Annotated in this window: 19 protein-coding genes; 9 read left to right on the top strand and 10 right to left on the bottom strand. The window is 59.4% G+C overall.

Annotated elements, in window-relative coordinates:
• Nucleotides 1-76: 76 nt before the first annotated feature.
• The 7 genes from ACZ47E_RS10600 to ACZ47E_RS10570 form a co-directional block, all read right to left on the bottom strand.
• Nucleotides 77-1,036, bottom strand: coding sequence for a sugar kinase (locus ACZ47E_RS10600; protein ID WP_278067006.1), 960 nt, complete (start codon nt 1,034-1,036; stop codon nt 77-79).
• A 20-nt stretch (nt 1,037-1,056) separates the two neighbouring features.
• Nucleotides 1,057-2,115, bottom strand: coding sequence for an ABC transporter ATP-binding protein (locus ACZ47E_RS10595; RefSeq protein WP_278067005.1), 1,059 nt, complete (start codon nt 2,113-2,115; stop codon nt 1,057-1,059).
• Nucleotides 2,116-2,143: 28 nt separating this feature from the next.
• Nucleotides 2,144-2,965 carry a carbohydrate ABC transporter permease gene (locus ACZ47E_RS10590; RefSeq protein ID WP_169538611.1) on the bottom strand — a complete coding sequence of 274 codons (822 nt, stop codon included), beginning with the start codon at nt 2,963-2,965 and terminating at the stop codon, nt 2,144-2,146.
• 14 nt (nt 2,966-2,979) lie between these two features.
• Complete coding sequence (locus ACZ47E_RS10585; RefSeq protein ID WP_006697599.1) at nt 2,980-3,918, bottom strand: carbohydrate ABC transporter permease; 939 nt, start codon at nt 3,916-3,918, stop codon at nt 2,980-2,982.
• Nucleotides 3,918-5,246, bottom strand: a complete 1,329-nt coding sequence (locus ACZ47E_RS10580) for an ABC transporter substrate-binding protein (protein ID WP_278067004.1) — start codon at nt 5,244-5,246, stop codon at nt 3,918-3,920. Before ACZ47E_RS10580 ends, ACZ47E_RS10585 begins: the two co-directional genes overlap by 1 nt.
• 100 nt (nt 5,247-5,346) lie before the next feature.
• Nucleotides 5,347-6,003 carry a GntR family transcriptional regulator gene (locus ACZ47E_RS10575; protein ID WP_004443498.1) on the bottom strand — a complete coding sequence of 219 codons (657 nt, stop codon included), beginning with the start codon at nt 6,001-6,003 and terminating at the stop codon, nt 5,347-5,349.
• 20 nt (nt 6,004-6,023) lie between these two features.
• Nucleotides 6,024-6,908, bottom strand: a complete 885-nt coding sequence (locus ACZ47E_RS10570; RefSeq protein ID WP_037091886.1) for a dihydrodipicolinate synthase family protein — start codon at nt 6,906-6,908, stop codon at nt 6,024-6,026.
• A gap of 294 nt (nt 6,909-7,202) precedes the next feature.
• On the opposite strand from ACZ47E_RS10570, the gene ACZ47E_RS10565 reads away from it, so the two are divergent.
• The 7 genes from ACZ47E_RS10565 to rutF all read left to right on the top strand — a co-directional run bounded on the left by ACZ47E_RS10565 (nt 7,203) and on the right by rutF (nt 12,480).
• The gene (locus tag ACZ47E_RS10565) at nt 7,203-7,814 is read left to right on the top strand and encodes a biliverdin-producing heme oxygenase (RefSeq protein ID WP_037091883.1); all 612 of its coding nucleotides are present in this window, start codon (nt 7,203-7,205) and stop codon (nt 7,812-7,814) included.
• Nucleotides 7,815-8,274: 460 nt separating this feature from the next.
• On the top strand, nt 8,275-9,366 hold the full coding sequence (rutA, locus tag ACZ47E_RS10560; RefSeq protein WP_004443493.1) for a pyrimidine utilization protein A: 1,092 nt from the start codon (nt 8,275-8,277) through the stop codon (nt 9,364-9,366).
• Nucleotides 9,363-10,103 carry a pyrimidine utilization protein B gene (gene rutB, locus ACZ47E_RS10555; protein WP_004443492.1) on the top strand — a complete coding sequence of 247 codons (741 nt, stop codon included), beginning with the start codon at nt 9,363-9,365 and terminating at the stop codon, nt 10,101-10,103. The genes rutA and rutB overlap by 4 nt, the downstream gene beginning before the upstream one ends.
• Nucleotides 10,104-10,129: 26 nt before the next feature.
• Nucleotides 10,130-10,516, top strand: coding sequence for a pyrimidine utilization protein C (rutC, locus tag ACZ47E_RS10550; RefSeq protein WP_004443491.1), 387 nt, complete (start codon nt 10,130-10,132; stop codon nt 10,514-10,516).
• Nucleotides 10,517-10,529: 13 nt separating this feature from the next.
• Nucleotides 10,530-11,321, top strand: coding sequence for a pyrimidine utilization protein D (rutD, locus tag ACZ47E_RS10545; RefSeq protein WP_278067003.1), 792 nt, complete (start codon nt 10,530-10,532; stop codon nt 11,319-11,321).
• A 17-nt stretch (nt 11,322-11,338) separates the two neighbouring features.
• Nucleotides 11,339-11,929, top strand: a complete 591-nt coding sequence (locus ACZ47E_RS10540; protein WP_278067002.1) for a malonic semialdehyde reductase — start codon at nt 11,339-11,341, stop codon at nt 11,927-11,929.
• Between the two features lie 26 nt (nt 11,930-11,955).
• Nucleotides 11,956-12,480: an NADH-dependent FMN reductase RutF gene (gene rutF / locus ACZ47E_RS10535; protein WP_004443483.1), complete on the top strand. Its 525-nt coding sequence runs from the start codon at nt 11,956-11,958 to the stop codon at nt 12,478-12,480.
• A 143-nt stretch (nt 12,481-12,623) separates the two neighbouring features.
• Here the strand turns inward: rutF and ACZ47E_RS10530 are convergent, their stop codons facing one another.
• The 3 genes from ACZ47E_RS10530 to ACZ47E_RS10520 all read right to left on the bottom strand — a co-directional run bounded on the left by ACZ47E_RS10530 (nt 12,624) and on the right by ACZ47E_RS10520 (nt 17,740).
• On the bottom strand, nt 12,624-14,069 hold the full coding sequence (locus ACZ47E_RS10530) for an NAD(P)(+) transhydrogenase (Re/Si-specific) subunit beta (protein WP_464016846.1): 1,446 nt from the start codon (nt 14,067-14,069) through the stop codon (nt 12,624-12,626).
• A gap of 20 nt (nt 14,070-14,089) precedes the next feature.
• Entirely contained in the window at nt 14,090-15,664 is a 1,575-nt protein-coding gene (locus ACZ47E_RS10525; protein ID WP_006697607.1) for a Re/Si-specific NAD(P)(+) transhydrogenase subunit alpha, read from the bottom strand.
• Between the two features lie 192 nt (nt 15,665-15,856).
• Complete coding sequence (locus ACZ47E_RS10520) at nt 15,857-17,740, bottom strand: MFS transporter (protein WP_004443480.1); 1,884 nt, start codon at nt 17,738-17,740, stop codon at nt 15,857-15,859.
• A gap of 511 nt (nt 17,741-18,251) precedes the next feature.
• Between ACZ47E_RS10520 and ACZ47E_RS10515 the strand changes: the two genes are divergently transcribed.
• A complete protein-coding gene (locus ACZ47E_RS10515) occupies nt 18,252-19,286 on the top strand; it encodes an aspartate-semialdehyde dehydrogenase (RefSeq protein WP_003522626.1) in 1,035 nt (344 codons plus the stop codon).
• A 221-nt stretch (nt 19,287-19,507) separates the two neighbouring features.
• Nucleotides 19,508-20,323, top strand: a complete 816-nt coding sequence (locus ACZ47E_RS10510) for a lytic murein transglycosylase (protein ID WP_004443477.1) — start codon at nt 19,508-19,510, stop codon at nt 20,321-20,323.
• The last annotated feature ends 17 nt before the right edge of the window (nt 20,324-20,340 follow it).

The following is a 20,340-nucleotide window of genomic DNA, read 5'->3' as shown; positions in this document are numbered from 1 at the left end:
TGACTTGACGTTAGCCTAGTTCGCGGCGAAACGGCATCGCAAAAATGGAATAGTTTTATGCGGGCAATGGATGCCCTCAGGAGGCGCGCAGCGCGGGTTCGCCATCACGCTCCAGCCAGTGCCGCATTGCGTCTTCCGTCTCTTCGCGCGTCGGTGCGCCGGCCCGGCCGCCGAAGACTGTGCATTTGAGCGCGCCAGCAACGGAGGAGAGGCGGATGGCGGCGCGGCTTTCCATGCGCTCAGCCATTGCGAGCGCAAACGTGCCGTGGAAAACATCGCCCGCCGCCAGTGTGTCGATTGCTTCGATGGACATCGTCTCCTGAAAATGCACCTTGGGATCACCCGCCTCGGTCCACCAGCAACCCGCCGGTCCGGCGGTAACGGCGATGAAGGTCTCAGGGTAGCGAGCATGCAGCACCGGCAGCATGTCTTTCACCGTTTCAAGCCCCGTCAGCCGGGCAGCAGCGGGTTCGGAAAAGACGATATGGCTCGCGGCTGGTGCAAGCTTCTCAAGGATTTCGACGGGTGCAACGTCTCCATCGAGAATGGCGGGTTTGCCAAGCGTGCGCGCCACCGTGAGCACATCAAGCGCCAGTTCCGGCCAGCGCACATCCACCAGAACGGCGTCGAAAGGCGCGATGTCTTGCGGCGTGCAGGACCGCTTCTTCTCGTGCAGCCGGTGATCGTAGAACGGCACGATCAGCCGCTCTCCCCTGTTATCGATGATAATCGTTGACAGGGCCGAGCGTGCGCCGGTCGCGACCGTCATACCGCTCGTGTTGATGCCGCTTTCGCTGAGATCGCGCAGGATACGGCTTCCGGTCTCATCGTCGCCCACCGCTCCCCACAGGCTGGCGCGGCCGCCCATGCGATGCACGGCATAGGCAGCGCTGGACGCCATGCCTTCGGCGATCTGCAGCATTTCATAGGGCAGGACCTTGCCTTCGCCCTTTGGCATGTCGTGAACGCGAAACAGGGTGTCGAGCACGGCTGCCCCCACGCAGAGGACATGCTTGCCGCCCTGATTGTCTGCCATGCTGCTCACTCCTGCCGTATTCAGAGACGCTTGCCGCTGTCCCTGTCGAACAGATGCACGGTTGCCGGATCGATGGCAATGTGGATCGTATCGCCGAAGCGGACATTGAGGCGTTCGCGGAACAGGCAGGCGATGTCGTCACCCTTGCAATCGAGTTTGGCATAGATTTCCGAGCCGGTGCCTTCGACCAGTTCGACCCGGCCTTCAATGCCGGTCTCGGCCGCGCGGATATGTTCGGGCCGCACGCCGTAGACGAGGTCGCGGCCGCCGAGCTTGCCGATATCGGCATGGGCGGGCAGCGGCAGGCTGAGACCCTTGGCAGTGCGGAAGACGCCTTCTTCGACCCGGCCGCGAATGAAGTTCACGGCGGGTGAGCCGATGAAGCCGGCAACGAAGAGGTTGGCGGGATTGTCGTAAAGTTCGAGCGGCGCGCCAATCTGTTCGATTACGCCGTCATGTAGCACCACGATCTTGTCCGCCATGGTCATGGCTTCCACCTGGTCGTGTGTGACGTAGATGGTCGTCGTGCCGATGCGCTGGTGCATGGCCTTGATCTCGCCGCGCATCTGCACGCGCAGCTTGGCATCGAGATTGGAAAGCGGTTCATCGAACAGGAAGACCTGCGGATCGCGCACCAGCGCGCGGCCCATGGCGACACGCTGGCGCTGGCCGCCCGAGAGCTGGCGCGGATAACGGTCGAGCAGTTTTTCCAGTCCCAGAATGGCGGCCGCCCGGTTCACCTTGGCCTTGGTTTCCTCGGCGCTCACCTTCTTCAGCTTCAGCGCAAAGCCCATATTGTCCTTGACCGTCATGTGTGGATAAAGCGCGTAGTTCTGGAAGACCATGGCGATATCGCGGTCGCGGGCGGGCAGGTGGCTCACCTCGCGCGGGCCGATATGGATTTCGCCATCGCTCAGCTCTTCCAGCCCGGCGATCATACGCAGCAGTGTGGATTTGCCGCAGCCGGAAGGGCCGACGAGCACGACGAATTCGCCATCCTTGATGTCGATATCGATGCCGTGGATGACGTTGACCGAGCCGAAGCGCTTCTGGACGTTTTGGATATTGACCGGTGCCATGTGCAGGTTCCCGTATTTGTTTGATGGTTCAGCCGCCCTTGACGGCGCCGGCGGTAAGGCCCGCCACGATCTGTTTCTGTGCGAACATGGTGAGCAGCAGCACCGGCAGCGTCACGATCAGAGCTGCGGCGGCAAGCGGACCCCAGCTCACCTGTTCGAAGGACAGCATGTTGTAGACCGCGACCGGCAGGGTGCGGGTTTCACGGCTGGCCAGCACGATGCCGAAGACGAAGTTGTTCCACGAGAAGATGACCGCCAGAATGAAGGAGACGACGATGCCGGGCTTGGCGATCGGCAGCGCCACGAGGCGAAACACCTGCCAGGAGGATGCGCCATCGATGCTTGCGGCCTCTTCCAGCTCCTTCGGCGTCGTCTCGAAATAACCGATCATGATCCAGACGACGATCGGCACCGTCACGACAAGATGGATGATGATCTGCGGCCAGAGCGTGCCGAGCAGGTTCAGCCATTGGAACAGCAGGAACAGCGGAATGAGGAAAGAAAGGCCGGGTGTCATGCGGGCGATCATGATGACGACCGCCGACTTTTCCGCCTTCAGCCGCGCGATGCCGTAACCGGCGGGAACGCCGATGACGAGCGCCAGAATGGTGGCGGCACCGGTGACGAGGACCGAATTCCAGAAATAGAGGAAGAAATTGTTCTCTTCGAACACCTTCACATAGTTCGACCAGGCGAAACGTTCGGGAATGAGGATTGGCGGATAGGCGCCGTTGTCGATTTCATATTTCAGCGACAGCGAGATCATCCAGATGAAGAACAGGATGACCGGCGAAATCATCACCAGCGCCACGAAGAACAGGCCGAGCCGGTCGAGATTTCTGCGTTTCAGGATTTTTGCGGACATCAGTGTTCCTCCATCTCGTTCCATTGCGAGCGCTGGCGCACCATCAGAAGCACGAAGGAAAGCGCCACGATGATGATGAAGAAGACGACGGCCATGGCCGAGCCGTAACCGATGTCGTAATAAGCAAACGCCGTATTGTAGAGGTAGATGTTGATGGTTTCGGAGGCCGTGCCGGGTCCGCCCTGGGTCATCGCATAGATGATGTCGAAGCTCTTGACGGCATCGATGGAGCGGATGATGACGGCGATCATCAGGAACGGCGCGATCATCGGCATGGTCAGGTAGCGAAATTTCTGCCAGGCATTGGCGCCGTCGATTTCCGCGCTTTCATAGGGTTCGCGCGGAACGGCCGCCAACCCACCGAGCACGATCAGCATGACGAGCGGCGTCCATTGCCAGGTTTCCACCAGTACCAGCGACGGAATGACGGTCGACTGATTGTAGATCCATTCCAGCGGGCCGATGTGGATGAAGGACAGGAGATAGTTCAGGACGCCGAGCTGCGGGTGGAACATCATGGTCCAGACGAGCGCGATGGCGACCGGGGTCGCCATCATCGGCATGACGAAAACGCCGCGCAGAAAACCGCGCAGCGGAAACTGTGCATCGAAAACCAGCGCCGCCAATGTTCCTAGGAAGAGCGGAGCGACAACTGACAGCACGGTATAAACGAGCGTGTGCCAGAGCGATTCCCAGAACCTGGCGTCGCTTGCGAGCCTTACGTAGTTCTCGAACCCGATGAAGCTCTGCTCCTGCCCGAGCGTCCAGCGATGCGCGCTCATCCAGAGCGTGAAGACCCATGGAAAAACGATGACAGCCGAAATGACGACCAGTGCCGGTATGACGAAAGGCCAGTAGTTGGGAGCAAGCCTTGCCGGCCTGCTCCCTTCTTTGCGACTGACGCCTGTCTTGGTGTTTTCGATGCTCACGGAGGCCATTATCCCTCGCTACGCGCCAGAACGGGTGTGAACTGTTCCGTTGCCTTCTTGAGTTCCGCCGCCGGGTCGGCACCGCCGATCATGTTGGTGAGGCCGACGCCGTAGATGTCGCGGAACTCCGTCACCGGAATGATAACGGGAAGGGCAAGCTGCGAGACCTTGCCGGAACCGACAACGGCATCCAGCCAGGCGGCCGGCATCTTGACGCCCTCGCGGACCTTCTGGTCTTCGAGGATGGACTGGCGGAACGGGACACCTGCACCTGCCTGCAAAAGGCGAGCGCCCATTTCATGCGAAATCGCCCACTGGCAGAAGAGGTAAGCGGCTTCCTTCTTGCTGCTGGCTTCGACGACACCGAGGCCATCACCGAATGTGCCAGCGGCCTGCGCTGCCGGGCCCTTCGGCATGACGCCATAACCAACCTTGCCGACGACACGGGATTTTTCCGGGTTCTCGATCGGCGGCGCAAAACCGACGCCATCGAACCACATGCCGATCTTGCCCTGCAGGAAGGCCGATTGCGCTTCCGCCCAGTTGAAGCCGGAGACGCCGGGAGGAGCGGCTTTGGTCATCAGGCGCTGATAAAGCTTTGCCGCTTCAACCGCCTCCTTGGATTCGGTGTTGACCTTGCCATCCACGATCGGCTGTGCGCCGTAGCCGAGCATCAGCGAGGTCCAGACCGGTGTATTGGCGTTCTTGAGGCCACGCGCCACGAAACCATAGGTGTTGGTGGAGGGATCGGTGATCTTTTCCGCGGCCGTTACCAGCTCCTCGAAAGTTTCGGGGTATTTCAGGCCCTTGGCTTCGAAGAGCTCCTTGTTCCAGTAGACGATCCAGTAATCCACCGAGAAGGGCAGCGAGCGCAGCACGCCGTCGCTATCCTTGGCAAACAGCATGCCGGCCTCGGCAAAGTCCTTTTCGGTAAGCGACGGATCGGTGAGTGACGGGTCTTTCAGGAAGCCGCTGATATCAGCCAGCCACTTGCCCTTTTCGAACTGGCGCTTCTGCACATGGTAGCTCAGATGCACCACGTCGAAGCTCGGCTTGCCGGAGGAGAGTTCGATAACCACCTTCTGGCGCTGCTGCTGTTCCGGTGTCGCTTCGGCATTGACCTTGATGCCGGTCAGCTCTTCGAACTCGCCGAGATATTTGATCAGCGTTTCGCTGCGCGGGCTTTTGACGAGATTGACTTCAAGGGTAGTGCCCGCGTGTTTCTTCCAGTTCACCGCCGCCGATGCCGGGCGAATGCCGAGCACCGCGCTGCCGCCAAGCGCCGCCGTGCCTGCCAGAAAGGCGCGGCGCGTGGGGTTGAGCAATGAATGCGTCATGTCTGTTCTCCTCCAGTTAGCCGGAAATTCTCCTCACCCCGGCTTGTTGCTTATTCCCTGCAAGGCCGGCGCAGACCCTCTTTGTCCCGCCGGATTTGCCCTAAACCGCCAGCGCCCTGTCCCTTGCGTTGCGGATATGGGCGGTCAGCCGTTCCACGGCGTCTTCCACGGATCGCCTCTCGATGGCTTCGAGAATGGCGAGATGTTCCTTCATGACCGACTTCACATGGCCGGCGATGCGAAAGCGCTCCTGATTGATGAGGCGCATCTTGATGGAATTGACCCGGTAGGCATTCGAGATGATCGAATTGCCGAGCGCATCAATGAAGGCATCGTGCATGCCCCAGTCCACCTGCTGCGCGTGCTGTTCCAGTTCCGGCGATTCCCCGCCATTTTCGGCCGCTTCGGCGATATCGCGGTGCTGTTTCAACAGTTTCGCAATCGCTGCGTCTGAGGCAGAACGGGTAAACAGCGCCACGGCTTCCTTTTCGAGGAAGATACGGAACTGGAATGCTTCGCGGATGAGATTGATGTCGATATGGGCGACCTGTAATCCCCGCTGCGGCACGGTCTTGATCAGCCCTTCCGCCTCCAGCCGCGGAATTGCCTCCCGGATTGCGCCGAGCGGCAGACCCGTCAGTTCCACAAGGCGGCGCTGCGAGATGAATTGCCCCGGGCGAACATCACGCGAGAGAAGGTGATGCGTAAAGCTCTCATACGCCCGTTCCCGCAATGTCTGTTCGCCGGTATCGTCCATGCTCAACCTTTCAGCTCCGTTCAGGCGGCCTGTTTGCGAAACAGCGCGTCGAAAGCGCCTTCGATCTGCCGCCGGCCTTCCGGTGAAATGGCCACGAGCGGTGCGCGCACATCCGACCAGATATTTTCCCCTGTCGTGTGTGATACCAGCACCTTGACGGCTGGTGTAACCGGGAATTTCAGAAGTTCCACAACAAGATCCTCGACGCGCTTGTCATCCTTGCCGTCGACGGCCATGGCGCGCACTTCCTGTGTGAGGAAATTGGCTACGCCCGATATCGCACCCTGACCGCCGAGGCGAACACCCTTGGCCAAGTCGCGCTCATCGCCGATCAGGATTGCGAGATCGCCGTGCTCTTTCAGCAGGCGCTCGGTGTGGCTCCAGTTGCCGGAGGAATCCTTCACGCCCGTGACGACGCCGGGAAATGCCTTTTTCAACCTTCCGACCAGTTCCACGGACAAGGTGACCATGGTTACGGAAGGAATATTGTAGACGAGAATGTCGCGCGCATCCTTGCCGATTTTTTCGAACACCGCCGAGAACCAGGCAAACAGGCCGTCATCGCTGACATTCTTGAAATAGGAGGGTGGCGCGAGCAGAATATTGCGGGCACCGGCTTTCAGCGCTTCCGCCGACTGGTCGGCCGCGTCCTCAATGGAATCCACCAGAACGCCAGTGACCAGACGGGCAGGCGCAACACCCGCCTCGATGAAGCGGGAGAGAATGACCTGCCGCTCGCGGCTGCCGACCGAGCATCCTTCGCCTGTCGTACCGAAAAGCGTCACGCTGTCGCAACCATTTGACAGGCAGCGGCGGGCATGGGCGATCATGGCATCGATATCGACCGTTCCGTCCGTTTTGAAAGGGGTTGTCAGGGCTGCCGAAAGGCCGAATTTCTGGGTCAATTAAGATGCTCCTCCAAGGTGACTACGAATTGATGGCATGCTGACATGTTAGTTGTAAAGAGCTAATTGCAATATGATTGTCCGGAAGTGCGATTTGAGGTTTCTCTTCGTTTCTGGCCGCGCCGTCAGGTGTTGAGGCGAAGGGTCAAGAAAGCTTAGAGTAGGCTGCCCTGCCAAGGAGATGGCGGCCCGATGCTCTTTCCAAGGCGTGTCGATAGTGCGAAAATAAATTTGACTGTTGGAGTAAAGATTTTTATCAGGCAGTCTGAATATAGGGATAAAGGGACCATCATCATGACCATCGCCGAGCCGGCAGCGCCTGTAGCAGAGATCGAGCAGAGCCGCGTCAAGCGCCTGAAAGCTGCAACGCGCGGTGCGCATGGCGATCTGGATGCCTTCATCATGGCGGCGAAGCCGTTCATGAGCCGGGAGAACTTCGGCAAATTCGTGGAAACGCAATATCTCTTCCACCGCGATCTCGATGCCTTTTTCTCCAATCACACGCTTGATGGTCTGCTCCCCGACCTCAAGGGCCGTCGTCGTCTTCCCATGATCGAGCAGGACCTTGCCGATCTCGGTCTTGCCATTCCGGAAACGTCCGAACCGCGCTTTACCGCCGAAACGCCCTTCGATCTGCCGGAGGCCATGGGCTGGCTTTACGTGGTCGAGGGCTCCAATCTTGGCGCTGCCTTCCTGCTGAAGGATGCAGCCAAGCTCGGTCTGGATGAAGAATTCGGCGCGCGCCATCTGGCCGGCGCACCGGAAGGACGTGGCCTGCACTGGCGCACGTTTACTGCGGCCCTCGATGAAATTTCGCTGACGGTGGAAGAAGAAGAGCGTGTTGTTGCCGGCGCTGAAGAGGCGTTTCGGGCGGTCCATGCTTATGCGCAGCAGCGGATGGGCTGAGGGTTTCGCATAACTGCGCGGTTGTTGTCCTCATCGCGCAGAAATGCCCCCTCGCGCGTGCGCATTTGATTGAGTCTTAACTCCCAACCGCCGTCACCCCGGACTTGATCCGGGGTCCAGTGCGATCAAGTCCTTGATCGCGAAAGATTCCATTCACGGCGCAGACGCGCCGTGGCTGGATGCCGGATCGGGTCCGGCATGACGGAGGAGAGCCTTCGGATTTCTTAAATCAGCTGCGACTGTGGTAGGGGCCACTTGCCTTTGATGTGCCGCTCTCGATATTTGCTGAATAAACAGGCAAATATTTTTACCAAATGATAAAAAATTTGCCTTTCGGTCAAGGCTTAATCTGTCCCGAAATTTTATCCATTTGATAAAATTATTTTATTTGGTCTGGCACAGAACCTGCTACTCTTTTGGCAAGTCAGGAGACACCTGACGCAAAAAAGGGAACAGCAAAATGGAAGTTGGTGTTTTTATCCCGATCGGGAACAATGGGTGGCTTCTTTCCGAAAACGCGCCGCAATACAAGCCGAGCTTCGACCTGAACAAGGCGATCACGCTCAAGGCGGAGCAATATGGTTTTGACTTTGCGCTGTCGATGATCAAGTTGCGCGGCTTTGGCGGCAAGACCGAATTCTGGGATTACAATCTGGAATCCTTCACGCTGATGGCGGGGCTGGCCGCCGTCACGTCAAAGATCAAGCTGTTCGGCACCGCCGCCACGCTGGTCATGCCGCCGGCGATCGTTGCGCGAATGGCGACGACGATCGATTCCATTTCCGGTGGCCGTTTCGGCATCAACCTCATTACCGGCTGGCAGCGGCCGGAATATAGCCAGATGGGTCTTTGGCCGGGCGATGATTATTTCGGTGATCGTTACGAATATCTCGGTGAATATACGACTGTGCTGAAAGAGCTGCTGACGGAAGGTCAGTCGGACTACAAGGGCAAGTTCTTCCAGATGGATGATTGCCGCATGAAGCCGGTGCCGCAGGGTGATGTGAAGCTCATCTGCGCCGGTTCTTCCAATTCCGGCATGGCGTTTTCGGCCAAGTTCGCCGACTACAGCTTCTGCTTTGGCGTTGGTGTCAACACACCCAAGGCCTTTGCGCCCACCAATGAGCGGCTTCTGGCGGCAACGGAAAAGAGCGGCCGCGAGGTTAAGTCCGTGGTGCTGACCATGGTGCTAGCCGAGGAAAAATCCGAGGATGCCTGGGCGAAGTGGGAGCATTACAAGGCCGGTGCGGATCAGGATGCGATCAAGTGGCTCGGCCTGCAGAGCGCCGTTGACACCAAATCCGGCTCCGACACCAATGTCCGGCATATGTCCAACCCCGTCTCTGCGGTCAATATCAACATGGGAACCCTGATTGGCTCCTACGAGGAAGTGGCGGCCATGCTGGATGAAATGAGCGAGGTGCCGGGAACGGGGGGCGTGATGCTGACCTTCGATGATTTCCTCGAAGGGGTCGAAAAATTCGGCAAATACGTGCAGCCGCTGATGAAGAGCCGCGCGCATGTTCAAGCGGCACTGGAGGCAGCGGAATGAGCGAAGCCGTCGTGGCAGGTTACAAGGGCCCGGAGAGCCGTTCGGAAAGCGTGACGCTTCCCGCAAGGCCGGAGCCGATTACCCTGAAACCCAGCGAGACCGCCGTTGTCGTGGTCGACATGCAGAACGCCTATTCGACCGAGGGCGGTTACGTCGATCTGGCCGGTTTCGACATCTCAGGCGCAAAGGGCACCATCGCCAACATCAAGAAGACGCTGGATGCGGCGCGGGCCGCCGGTGTCCAGGTCATCTATTTCCAGAATGGCTGGGACAAGGACTATGTCGAGGCGGGCGGGCCGGGTTCGCCCAACTGGCACAAGTCCAATGCGCTGAAGACCATGCGCAAAAGGCCGGAACTGCAGGGCCAGCTGCTGGCCAAGGGCACATGGGACTACGCCATTGTCGACGAGCTGCAACCGCAGCCCGGCGATATTCTGGTGCCGAAAACGCGTTACAGCGGTTTCTTCAATACCAATATGGATAGCGTGCTGCGCGCCCGCGGCATCCGCAATCTGGTCTTTGTCGGCATCGCCACCAATGTCTGCGTGGAAAGCTCGCTGCGCGATGCTTTCCACCTCGAATATTTCGGGGTGATGCTGGAGGATGCCACGCATCATCTCGGGCCGGACTTTATCCAGCAGGCGACGGTCTACAATGTCGAGAAGTTTTTCGGCTGGGTCGCCACCGTCAATGATTTCTGCGGCGTCATCTCGCAGGCAGCACCTGTCACCGATTGATTGAGAAACACAAAGAGGAGAACGAAATGCCGAAAAAGATCATCGTACCTGTTGGCACCAGCAAACCCATCGCTCCCTTTTCGCCGGGAACCCTCGCCGATGGCGTGGTTTACGTGTCCGGCACGCTGCCCTTCGACAAGGACAACAATGTCGTGCATGTGGGCGATGCCAGCGCGCAGACCCGCCATGTTCTCGAAACCATCAAGTCGGTCATCGAGACCGCCGGCGGCACGATGGAAGACGTGACGATGAACCACATCTTCATCACCGACTGGGCGAATTATCAGGCCGTCAACACAGTCTATGCGGAATATTTCCCCGGCGACAAGCCGGCGCGTTATTGCATCCAGTGCGGCCTCGTCAAGCCCGATGCGCTGGTGGAAATCGCCACCGTCGCCCATATCGGCAAATAGGGCGAAAAGGCAGATGATGCATTTCGAGGTTCATGGTCGCACCGAGCCTGAGGCCCCCACTATCCTGTTGTCCTCGGGACTGGGCGGATCGGGTGCTTACTGGACGCCGCAGATCGAGGCTCTTTCCGGCCATTTCCGGGTCGTCACCTATGACCATCGCGGAACAGGCAGGACAGGCGGCGAAGTGCCGCTCGATGGCGGCATTTCCGCCATGGCGGATGATGTGCTGGAAATTGTCTCAGCCCTGAACCTCGAAAAATTCCACTTCATGGGACATGCCCTCGGTGGCCTGATCGGCCTCGATATCGCGCTGCGGCGGCCCGGCCTTATCGACCGGCTGGTGCTTATCAACGCGTGGAGCAAGGCCGATCCGCATTCCGGGCGCTGCTTTGATGTGCGGATCGAGCTTCTGGAAAAGTCGGGCGTCGAGGCTTTTGTCAAAGCGCAGCCGCTGTTCCTTTATCCGGGGGCGTGGATGTCTGACAATCAGGAGCGGCTGGCACGGGACGATGCCCATGGCGTGGCGAATTTTCAGGGCAAGGACAATGTGCTCCGCCGCATTGCGGCGCTGCGAGCCTTCGATGTGGACGCACGGCTTGGCGAGATAGGGAGCCCGGTGCTGGTGGTGGCGACGAAGGACGATCTTCTGGTGCCCTATACCCGCTCGTTGCGTCTTGCCGACGGTTTGCCGCAAAGCGAGCTTTGCCTTCTCGATTTCGGGGCTCACGCGGTCAATATTACCGAACCCGACCTTTTCAACGCCCGGCTTTTGCAGTTTCTGCTGCCGGTTGGCCAAACATTCTGACAGGATTTTAGAGCACGATGACGAAAGCACTGGATGATGCAGCACTCGCAACGCTTTTCACCGAAGCACGCACCCACAATGGCTGGACGGACAAGCCGATCAGTGACGAGACGCTGCACGCGCTTTACGACCTGACGAAGATGGGACCGACGTCGGCTAATTGCTCGCCGGCACGTTTCGTCTTTGTGCGCAGCCCGGAAGCCAAGGAAAAGCTTCGGCCGGCACTCTCCTCGGGCAATCTCGAAAAGACCATGGCCGCGCCGGTCACGATCATCGCTGCCATCGACAGCGAATTTTACGAGAAACTGCCGAAACTGTTTCCGCACGCCGATGCGCGTTCGTGGTTTACCTCCAGCCCTGCCGTGGCCGAAGAAACTGCCTTTCGCAACGCCACGCTTCAGGCCGGATATCTGATCCTTGCCGCCCGCGCGCTGGGGTTGGATACCGGGGCCATGTCCGGTTTCGACAAGGGCAAGGTGGATGCGGCGTTTTTTGCCGGCACGACGTGGAAATCCAATTTCCTCATCAATCTCGGTCATGGCGATCCGTCAAAGCTCTTTGGCCGCCTGCCGCGCCTTGGCTTTGACGACGCCTGTGTGCTGGCTTGATGGCCTGTTAAGGAAGGATGGGTTAGATGCAGATGATGTCTCTTGAAAAGGAAGCGGCAATGGAGACGAAGACTGCAGAGCAACGCAGCCTCGATTATAGAAACGCCATGGCGCGGCTCGGTGCGGCGGTCAATATCGTCACGACGGATGGCGCCGCAGGCCGGGCAGGCTTCGCCGCGACGGCGGTTTGCAGCGTTTCCGACAATCCGCCCACGCTTCTCATCTGCCTCAACCGCAATTCTTCCGCTTACAGGGTGGTGAAGGCCAATGGTGTGGTCTGCGTCAACACGCTCGCCGCCCATCATGAGGTGCTGAGCACGCTCTTCGGCGGCAAGACGCCTGCCGAGGAACGTTTCGCTGCGGGCAACTGGGGCGTGCTCGAAACCGGTGCGCCGGTTCTCGAAGATGCGCTCGTCTCATTCGATTGCCGTATCCGCGAGGCCCATGACGGCGGCACGCACGATATTCTTATCTGTGAGGTCGTGGATATGAAGATCAATGCGGGTGATGAGGCGCTGATGTATTTCAACCGGCGTTACCGGGTGCTTTGAAGGCGGTCTATCGACAACATCCCGCGGGACGATTCTGTTTGGCGCGGCCATAGCATCCGCACACCGTCACCCCGGACGAAACCTATCGTCGTTTCTCAGAAAGTCGAAGGGCGTTCCCGGTCTCCCGGAAACGCCCTTTTCATTTACTTGATCAGCGGCAGAAGATCGTTGATCGACTTTTTCGCATCGCCATAGAACATCCGCGTATTGTCCTTGTAGAACAGCGGGTTCTCGATGCCGGAATAACCCGTTCCCTGGCCACGCTTGGAGACGATGACGAGTTTCGACTTCCACACTTCCAGCACCGGCATGCCCGCGATGGGCGAGTTGGGGTCGTCCTGCGCTGCCGGGTTGACGATGTCGTTGGAGCCGATGACGATGACGACGTCGGTGCTTGGGAAATCGTCGTTGATCTCTTCCATTTCGAGCACGATGTCGTAAGGCACCTTCGCTTCGGCGAGCAGCACGTTCATGTGGCCCGGAAGACGGCCAGCCACCGGATGGATGGCGAAGCGCACGGTCTTGCCGTCGGCGCGCAGCTTGCGGGTCAGTTCCGACACGGCCGATTGCGCCTGCGCCACCGCCATGCCGTAACCGGGCACGATGATGACGCTGTCGGCGTCGTTCAGCGCTGCGGCCACGCCTTCGGCGTCGATCGCCACCTGTTCGCCCTCGATTTCCATCGCCGGGCCCGTCGTGCCGCCGAAGCCGCCGAGGATGACCGAGATGAAGGAGCGGTTCATCGCCTTGCACATGATGTAGGAGAGAATCGCACCCGAGGAGCCGACCAGCGCGCCCGTGACGATCAGCAGATCGTTGCCGAGCGTGAAGCCGATGGCTGCTGCCGCCCAGCCGGAATAGCTGTTCAACATCGAGACGACGACAGGCATGTCGGCGCCGCCAATGCCCATGATCAGGTGGTAACCGATAAAGAAGGCGGCAAGCGTCATCAGGACCAACGTCCATGCGCCTGCGCCGTTGCAATACATGATGAGCAGCACCAGCGACAGGATCGCAGCACCAGCGTTCAGCAGATGTCCGCCCGGCAGCTTCTTCGCCTTGCCATCCACCTTGCCGGCAAGCTTGCCGAAGGCAACGACAGAGCCGGTGAAGGTCACCGCGCCGATGAAGACGCCGAGGAAGACCTCGACCTTCATGATCGCCAGTTCCACCGGCGTCTTGTGGGCGAGGATGGCGGAAAAGCCCGTCAGCAAGGAACGCGCGGTTTCATCGAGCGAGGCGACATGCGCTTCCTCGATATGGGCGTTGAAGCCGATGAAAACGGCGGCAAGGCCAACGAAGGAGTGAAGCGCCGCCACAAGCTGCGGCATCTCGGTCATCTGTACACGGCTTGCGACGAAGTAGCCGAGCACGGAGCCGCCCGCCAGCATCAGGAGCACGACGAGCCACTGCCCAACGCCTTTGCTGATTTCAGGGCCAAAGACGGTGGCGATGATGGCGAGGCCCATGCCTGTTATGCCGTACCACACGGCGCGTTTGGCGCTTTCCTGTCCGGAAAGACCGCCTAGCGAAAGGATGAAAAGAACGGCTGCGGCAACATAGGCCGCGGAAACGATACCAATGGTCATTTATTTAAATCCCCGCACGCTCAGGACTTCTGGAACATGGCGAGCATGCGCCGTGTCACGAGGAAACCGCCGACAATGTTGATCGTCGCGATCAGGACGGAAAGCGAGGCAAGGATCACCACCAGCCAGTTGCCGGAACCGATCTGCAGCAGCGCGCCGATGATGACGATGCCGGAAATCGCGTTGGTCACGGCCATCAGCGGCGTGTGCAGCGAGTGACTGACATTCCAGATCACCTGGAAGCCGACGAAGCAGGCAAGCACGAAGACGATGAAGTGGCTCATGAAGCTTGCCGGCGCGTAGAGGCCAACGAGCAGCAAGACGGCCGTGCCGGCGACCAGAAGCCCGACCTGGTTCTTGGTCTGTGCCTTGAACTCGGCCTTTTCCCTGGCATGTTTCTCCTCCGGCGTCAGCTCTTTTGCTTTTTCCTTCGGTTTCTGCGCGGCAATGGCCTGAATTTTCGGTGGCGGCGGAGGATATGTGATTTCACCCCGATAGGTGACCGTCGCGCCGCGGATGACGTCATCTTCCATGTTATGAACGACCTTGCCATCCTTGGCAGGCGTCAGATCGGTCATCATGTGACGGATATTGGTGGCGTAGAGGGTCGAGGCCTGCGTCGCCATGCGGCTTGGGAAATCGGTGTAGCCGATGACGATGACGCCGTTGTCGGACACGACGCGCTGGTCGGGAACCGTCAGATCGCAATTACCGCCGCGCTCGGCGGCGAGGTCGATGATGACCGAACCCGGCTTCATCATCGCCACCATGTCGGCAAGCCACAGCTTCGGCGCGTCGCGGCCCGGGATCAGCGCCGTGGTGATGACGATGTCGATCTGCGGTGCAAGCTCGCGGAATTTCTCCAGCTGCTTCTCGCGGAATTCCGGCGAGGAGGGGGCGGCATAACCGCCGGTCGCTGCGCCATCCTGCTGCTGGTCGGCAAAATCGAGATAGACGAATTCCGCGCCCATGGATTCGATCTGCTCGGCCACTTCAGGGCGAACGTCGAAGGCATAGGTGATCGCGCCGAGCGATGTGGCCGTGCCAATGGCGGCAAGACCGGCAACGCCGGCACCGATGACCAGCACCTTGGCGGGGGGCACCTTGCCGGCGGCGGTGACCTGCCCGGTGAAGAACCGGCCGAAATTATTGCCCGCCTCGATCACCGCGCGATAACCGGCGATATTGGCCATGGAGGAGAGCGCGTCCATCTTCTGGGCGCGGGAAATGCGCGGCACCATGTCCATGGCGATGACGTTAGCGCCCTTTTCCTTCGCCTGCTCCAGAAGGTCCTTGTTCTGGGCGGGATAGAAAAACGAGATCAGCGTCTTGTCAGAAGACAGGCGATCAATCTCCGATGTTTCAGGCGGACGAACCTTGGCGATGATGTCGGAGCCGGTGTAAAGCGCCTCAGCGCTGTCGACCACGGTCACGCCTGCGGCGCGATAGGCGTCGTCAGAAAAACCGGCCGCCTTGCCGGCGCCGGCTTCGATGACGCAATCATATCCCAGTTTCTGCAAAGCCTGCGCGCTATCCGGCGTCATGCCAACGCGGGCTTCGCCCTCATATAATTCCTTAGGTGTCCCGATTCTCAAAACTGCTCTCCCATTCCCGTCCTGATAAGCCGTCATAGCCCATTTCGAGTGTTTTTGTCTTGTTCTTGCTGTTTTTCTACCTGCGGCGGATTGACAGGCTGGAAAAGCCCATTTTCGGCGATGGCGGTACGGCGGCAACAAAAAACCCGGCGCCGAAGCGCCGGGTGATTGCTGCGTTTCATCGACTGCCACTCAATCCATGGCGTGGATATCACGATCCTTGGTTTCCGGCAGGAACAGCATGCCGATGACCAGCGTGATGCCTGCAAAGATGATCGGATACCAGAGGCCATAATAGATGTCCCCCTTGGCCGCGCTCATGGCGAAGGCGGTGGCGGGCAGAAGGCCGCCGAACCAGCCGTTGCCGATGTGGTATGGCAGCGACATGCCGGAGTAGCGGATGCGGGTCGGGAACAGTTCGACCAGCAAAGCTGCGATCGGGCCATAGACCATCGTCACGTAGATCACGAGGACGGTGAGAACCGCGATGATGACAACCCAGTTCACGGCAGCCGGATCGGCCACCATGGAGAAGGCGCCGCCGCCGGCCACGGTGTAAACGGCCATTTCGGCTGCACCACCGGTTTCGGCCGGGGTCAGCAGCTTGTCAGCCACCAGCTTGTCGGTCGCAACCATCTTCTTGTCGGCAGCGCGAACGGCGTCTGCATTGAGGTTCAGTTCCGGGTTTGCGGCAATGAAGGCGTCCAGTTTCGCGTCCGGCACCTGTGCCGCGCCACGCACCAGCGGGTAACCGCCATCGTGGAGCGCCGTGTTGACCTGCTTCTGGAACGCCTTGTCCTTGGCTGCCGCGTCCGCGCCGGCGGCGACGGCGTCGTAGCTGGTAATGGTGGCGTCGCCGATCTTCACGGTGGCCGGCTGGCCGGCTGCGCCCGCAACCACGTCATAAGGCACCGAGTTGCGTGTCAGGAACGAGGTGGCGATATCGCAGGACGTGGTGAACTTTGCCGTGCCTGTCGGGTTGAACTGGAACTTGCAGTCGCCCGGTGCGGCAGTCACGGTGGCGCGAACGCTCGCCTGTGCCTGTGCAAGCGCCGGGTTGCCTGCCCAGGTCAGTGCCTTGAACAGCGGGAAGTAGGTCAGCATGGCAAGGATGAGGCCGGCCATGATGATCGGCTTGCGGCCGATCTTGTCTGAAAGCCAGCCGAAGATAACGAAGAAGCTGGTGCCAAGAATGAGCGCTGCCGCCACCATGATGTTGGCCGACTGTCCGTCGACCTTCAGAATGCTCTGCAGGAAGAAAAGGGCGTAGAACTGGCCGGTGTACCAGACAACGGCCTGGCCGATGACGGCACCGACAAGCGCGATGAGCGCGATCTTGGCGTTCTTCCACTGGCCGAAGGCTTCGCTGAGCGGCGCCTTCGACGTCTTGCCCTCTTCCTTCATCTTCTTGAAGGCGGGGGATTCGTTCATCTTCAGACGGATCCAGACGGATACGCCAAGCAGCAGAACGGAAACGAGGAAGGGAATGCGCCAGCCCCAGGCAGCGAAAGCTTCCTTGCCGAGCGCGAACTGCACGCCGAGGATAACCACCAGCGACAGGAACAGGCCGAGCGTTGCCGTCGTCTGGATCCAGGAGGTGTAATAGCCCCTGCGGCCGTTCGGTGCGTGTTCGGCCACGTAAGTTGCAGCTCCGCCATATTCACCGCCGAGTGCAAGACCCTGCAGCATGCGCAGAACGATCAGGATGATCGGAGCGGCGATGCCGATCTGCGATGCGCTGGGCAGCACGCCGACGAGGAAGGTGGACACACCCATGATGAGGATGGTGATGAGGAAGGTATATTTGCGGCCGACGATATCACCGAGGCGGCCAAAGACCAGTGCGCCGAAGGGGCGGACGAGGAATCCAGCGGCAAAGGCCAGCAGGGCGAAGATGTTACGCGTCGTTTCCGGATACTGGCTGAAGAAGTTCGCGCCGATGTAAATCGCCAGCGAGCCATAGAGATAGAAATCGTACCATTCGAAGACTGTTCCGAGAGAAGAGGCGAAAATCACCTTCTTCTCTTCACCCGTCATCGGACGGGCGGCGCCGCTTACGGCTGCAACATTTGCCATTGTCTGTCCTCCACAGATGTCCCAATCGACGCATTGCGGAGCCCAACTCTCTCCTCTGGACTCACCTTGCGGCTGCAATGCGCGGATCTTGAGAGTGACAGAAAATTAACCCCAATAAGAGCGATGCTTTCGGATTATGACTTTAGTCTAATGTTAAACGTCCCGAATATGTCGCTGCGGCGATTTGTGCTTTGGTCCGTGCGGCTGCATGACGCGCCTTTTTCCTTGACAGAACCGAGAAACCTTCTAATAGCTTCTCGCGAAGAAGGAGCATCACCTTGCGCATGCATGTTGCAGACATGTTCGTCATGGAAGGACCGGCACAATCCGCCGGCGATGATCCGCGCCTTTCTTATTCTATCCGAATTACGGCCAAAACGACGATTAAAACCGTCTGACGTCTCTGGCCACCGCTCTCTCCCCGGTTTGGCTGGGGATCGAGGAAGCCGCGATCTGATGATGCGGGTTCCCACCTCACCAAAAAGAGGAGAGACAGAAAGAGAGCTTGATCATGGGTTTCAAAGTTGCAATTGCAGGCGCCACCGGTAACGTCGGTCGCGAAATGCTCAATATCCTGGCCGAACGCGGTTTTCCCGCCGATGAAGTCGTGCCGCTCGCTTCCGCCCGTTCGCAGGGCACGGAAGTCTCCTATGGCGACCGCACGCTGAAGGTCTCGAATCTCGAGAACTACGATTTTTCCGACACGGATATCTGCCTGATGTCTGCAGGCGGCGATGTTTCCAAGAAGTGGTCGCCGAAGATCGGCCAGCAGGGCTGCGTCGTCATCGATAACTCATCCGCATGGCGCTACGATCAGGACGTTCCGCTGATCGTTCCGGAAGTCAACGCCGATGCGGTTGCAGGCTTCACCAAGAAGAACATCATCGCCAACCCCAATTGCTCCACGGCGCAGCTTGTTGTCGCGCTGAAGCCGCTGCATGACTTCGCCAAGATCAAGCGCGTCGTCGTCTCCACCTATCAGTCGGTGTCCGGCGCCGGCAAGGAAGGCATGGACGAGCTTTTCCAGCAGACCCGCGCCGTTTTCGTGGCCGACCCGGTCGAAGCCAAGAAGTTCACCAAGCGTATCGCCTTCAATGTTATCCCGCACATCGACGTCTTCATGGAAGACGGCTACACCAAGGAAGAATGGAAGGTTCTGGCCGAAACCAAGAAGATGCTTGATCCGAAGATCAAGGTGACCTGCACGGCCGTGCGCGTCCCTGTCTTCATCGGCCATTCGGAATCGGTCAATATCGAGTTCGAAAACGAGATCACTGCCGATCAGGCCCGTGACATCCTGCGCGAAGCACCGGGTTGCCTCGTCATCGACAAGCGCGAAAACGGCGGTTACATCACGCCGGTTGAATCCGCTGGCGAAGACGCGACCTACATCTCGCGTATCCGCGAAGATGCGACGGTCGAAAACGGTCTCAACCTGTGGGTTGTTTCTGACAACCTGCGCAAGGGTGCTGCCCTTAACGCCGTCCAGATCGCCGAACTGCTGATCAATCGTGGCTTCATCAAGCCGCGCAAGGCGGCCGCCTGATCCGAGATACGAATTTTTAAGGTTCGTTAAGTATAACCCGTCTGTTCTGTGTGGGGCAGGCGGGTTTTATAATTGGCGAGATCACGGCCAGTTTATTTGCAGGCCTTGCTGCCGAAAGGCAATTTAGGCCGCCAAAAGACAGTTTTGGCACCTGAATCATACAGTATTGACGGTTTGGTTCTCGGGAAAAACTCCCCAAAGGATATCGAAGGCAGATTTTGATGCGGGCAATGAAGGTAATTCTGGCTGGTGTGGCCATGGTCTCGGTTCTGGCAGCGACGCCGGTTATGGCCGCGCAATGCGGCAACACTTCGGCGGGCTTCGATGCCTGGGTCAGCGCCTTCAAGCAGGAAGCGGCGGGTCGCGGCGTCAGCGCCTCGGTGCTCGACCGGGCTTTCTCCGGCGTCTCCTACAACCAGGCGACGATCCGCGCCGATCGCGGTCAGCACAGCTTCAAGCTGTCCTTCGAGCAGTTCATGCAGAAGCGCGGCGGTCAGACGATCATTTCGCGCGGCAAGACCATGAAGAAGAACAACGCCGCACTGTTCGCCTCCATCGAGCGTGCCTATGGCGTGCCGGCTGGTCCGCTGCTCGCCATCTGGGGCATGGAAACAGGATTTGGCGGTTTCATGGGCAACCAGCACACGCTTTCCGCCGTTTCAACGCTTGCTTTTGACTGCCGCCGTTCGGACTATTTCACCGAGCAGCTTTATGCGGCTCTGAAACTCGTCGGCAGCGGCTCGCTGAATGTCAACGCCAAGGGTGCCGCCCATGGTGAAATCGGCCAGACGCAGTTCCTGCCGCTGAACGTCGTGCGCTACGGCGTGGATTTCGACCGCGACGGTCGGATCGATCTCGTCGGTTCGCGCGCCGACGCGCTGGCTTCCACCGCAAACTTCCTCGTCGGCCATGGCTGGCAGCGCGGTGCAGGCTACCAGCAGGGGCAGGCGAATTACGCGGCAATTCAGGGCTGGAACGCCGCAAGTGTCTACCAGCAGGCGATCGCCTTCATCGGCAAGGCGATTGACGGCCAATAAGGCCGCTTTTCACGCGC

This window comes from Agrobacterium sp. 5Ca39 (assembly GCF_055382365.1).
This window is presented reverse-complemented; position numbering and strand designations above follow the sequence as displayed.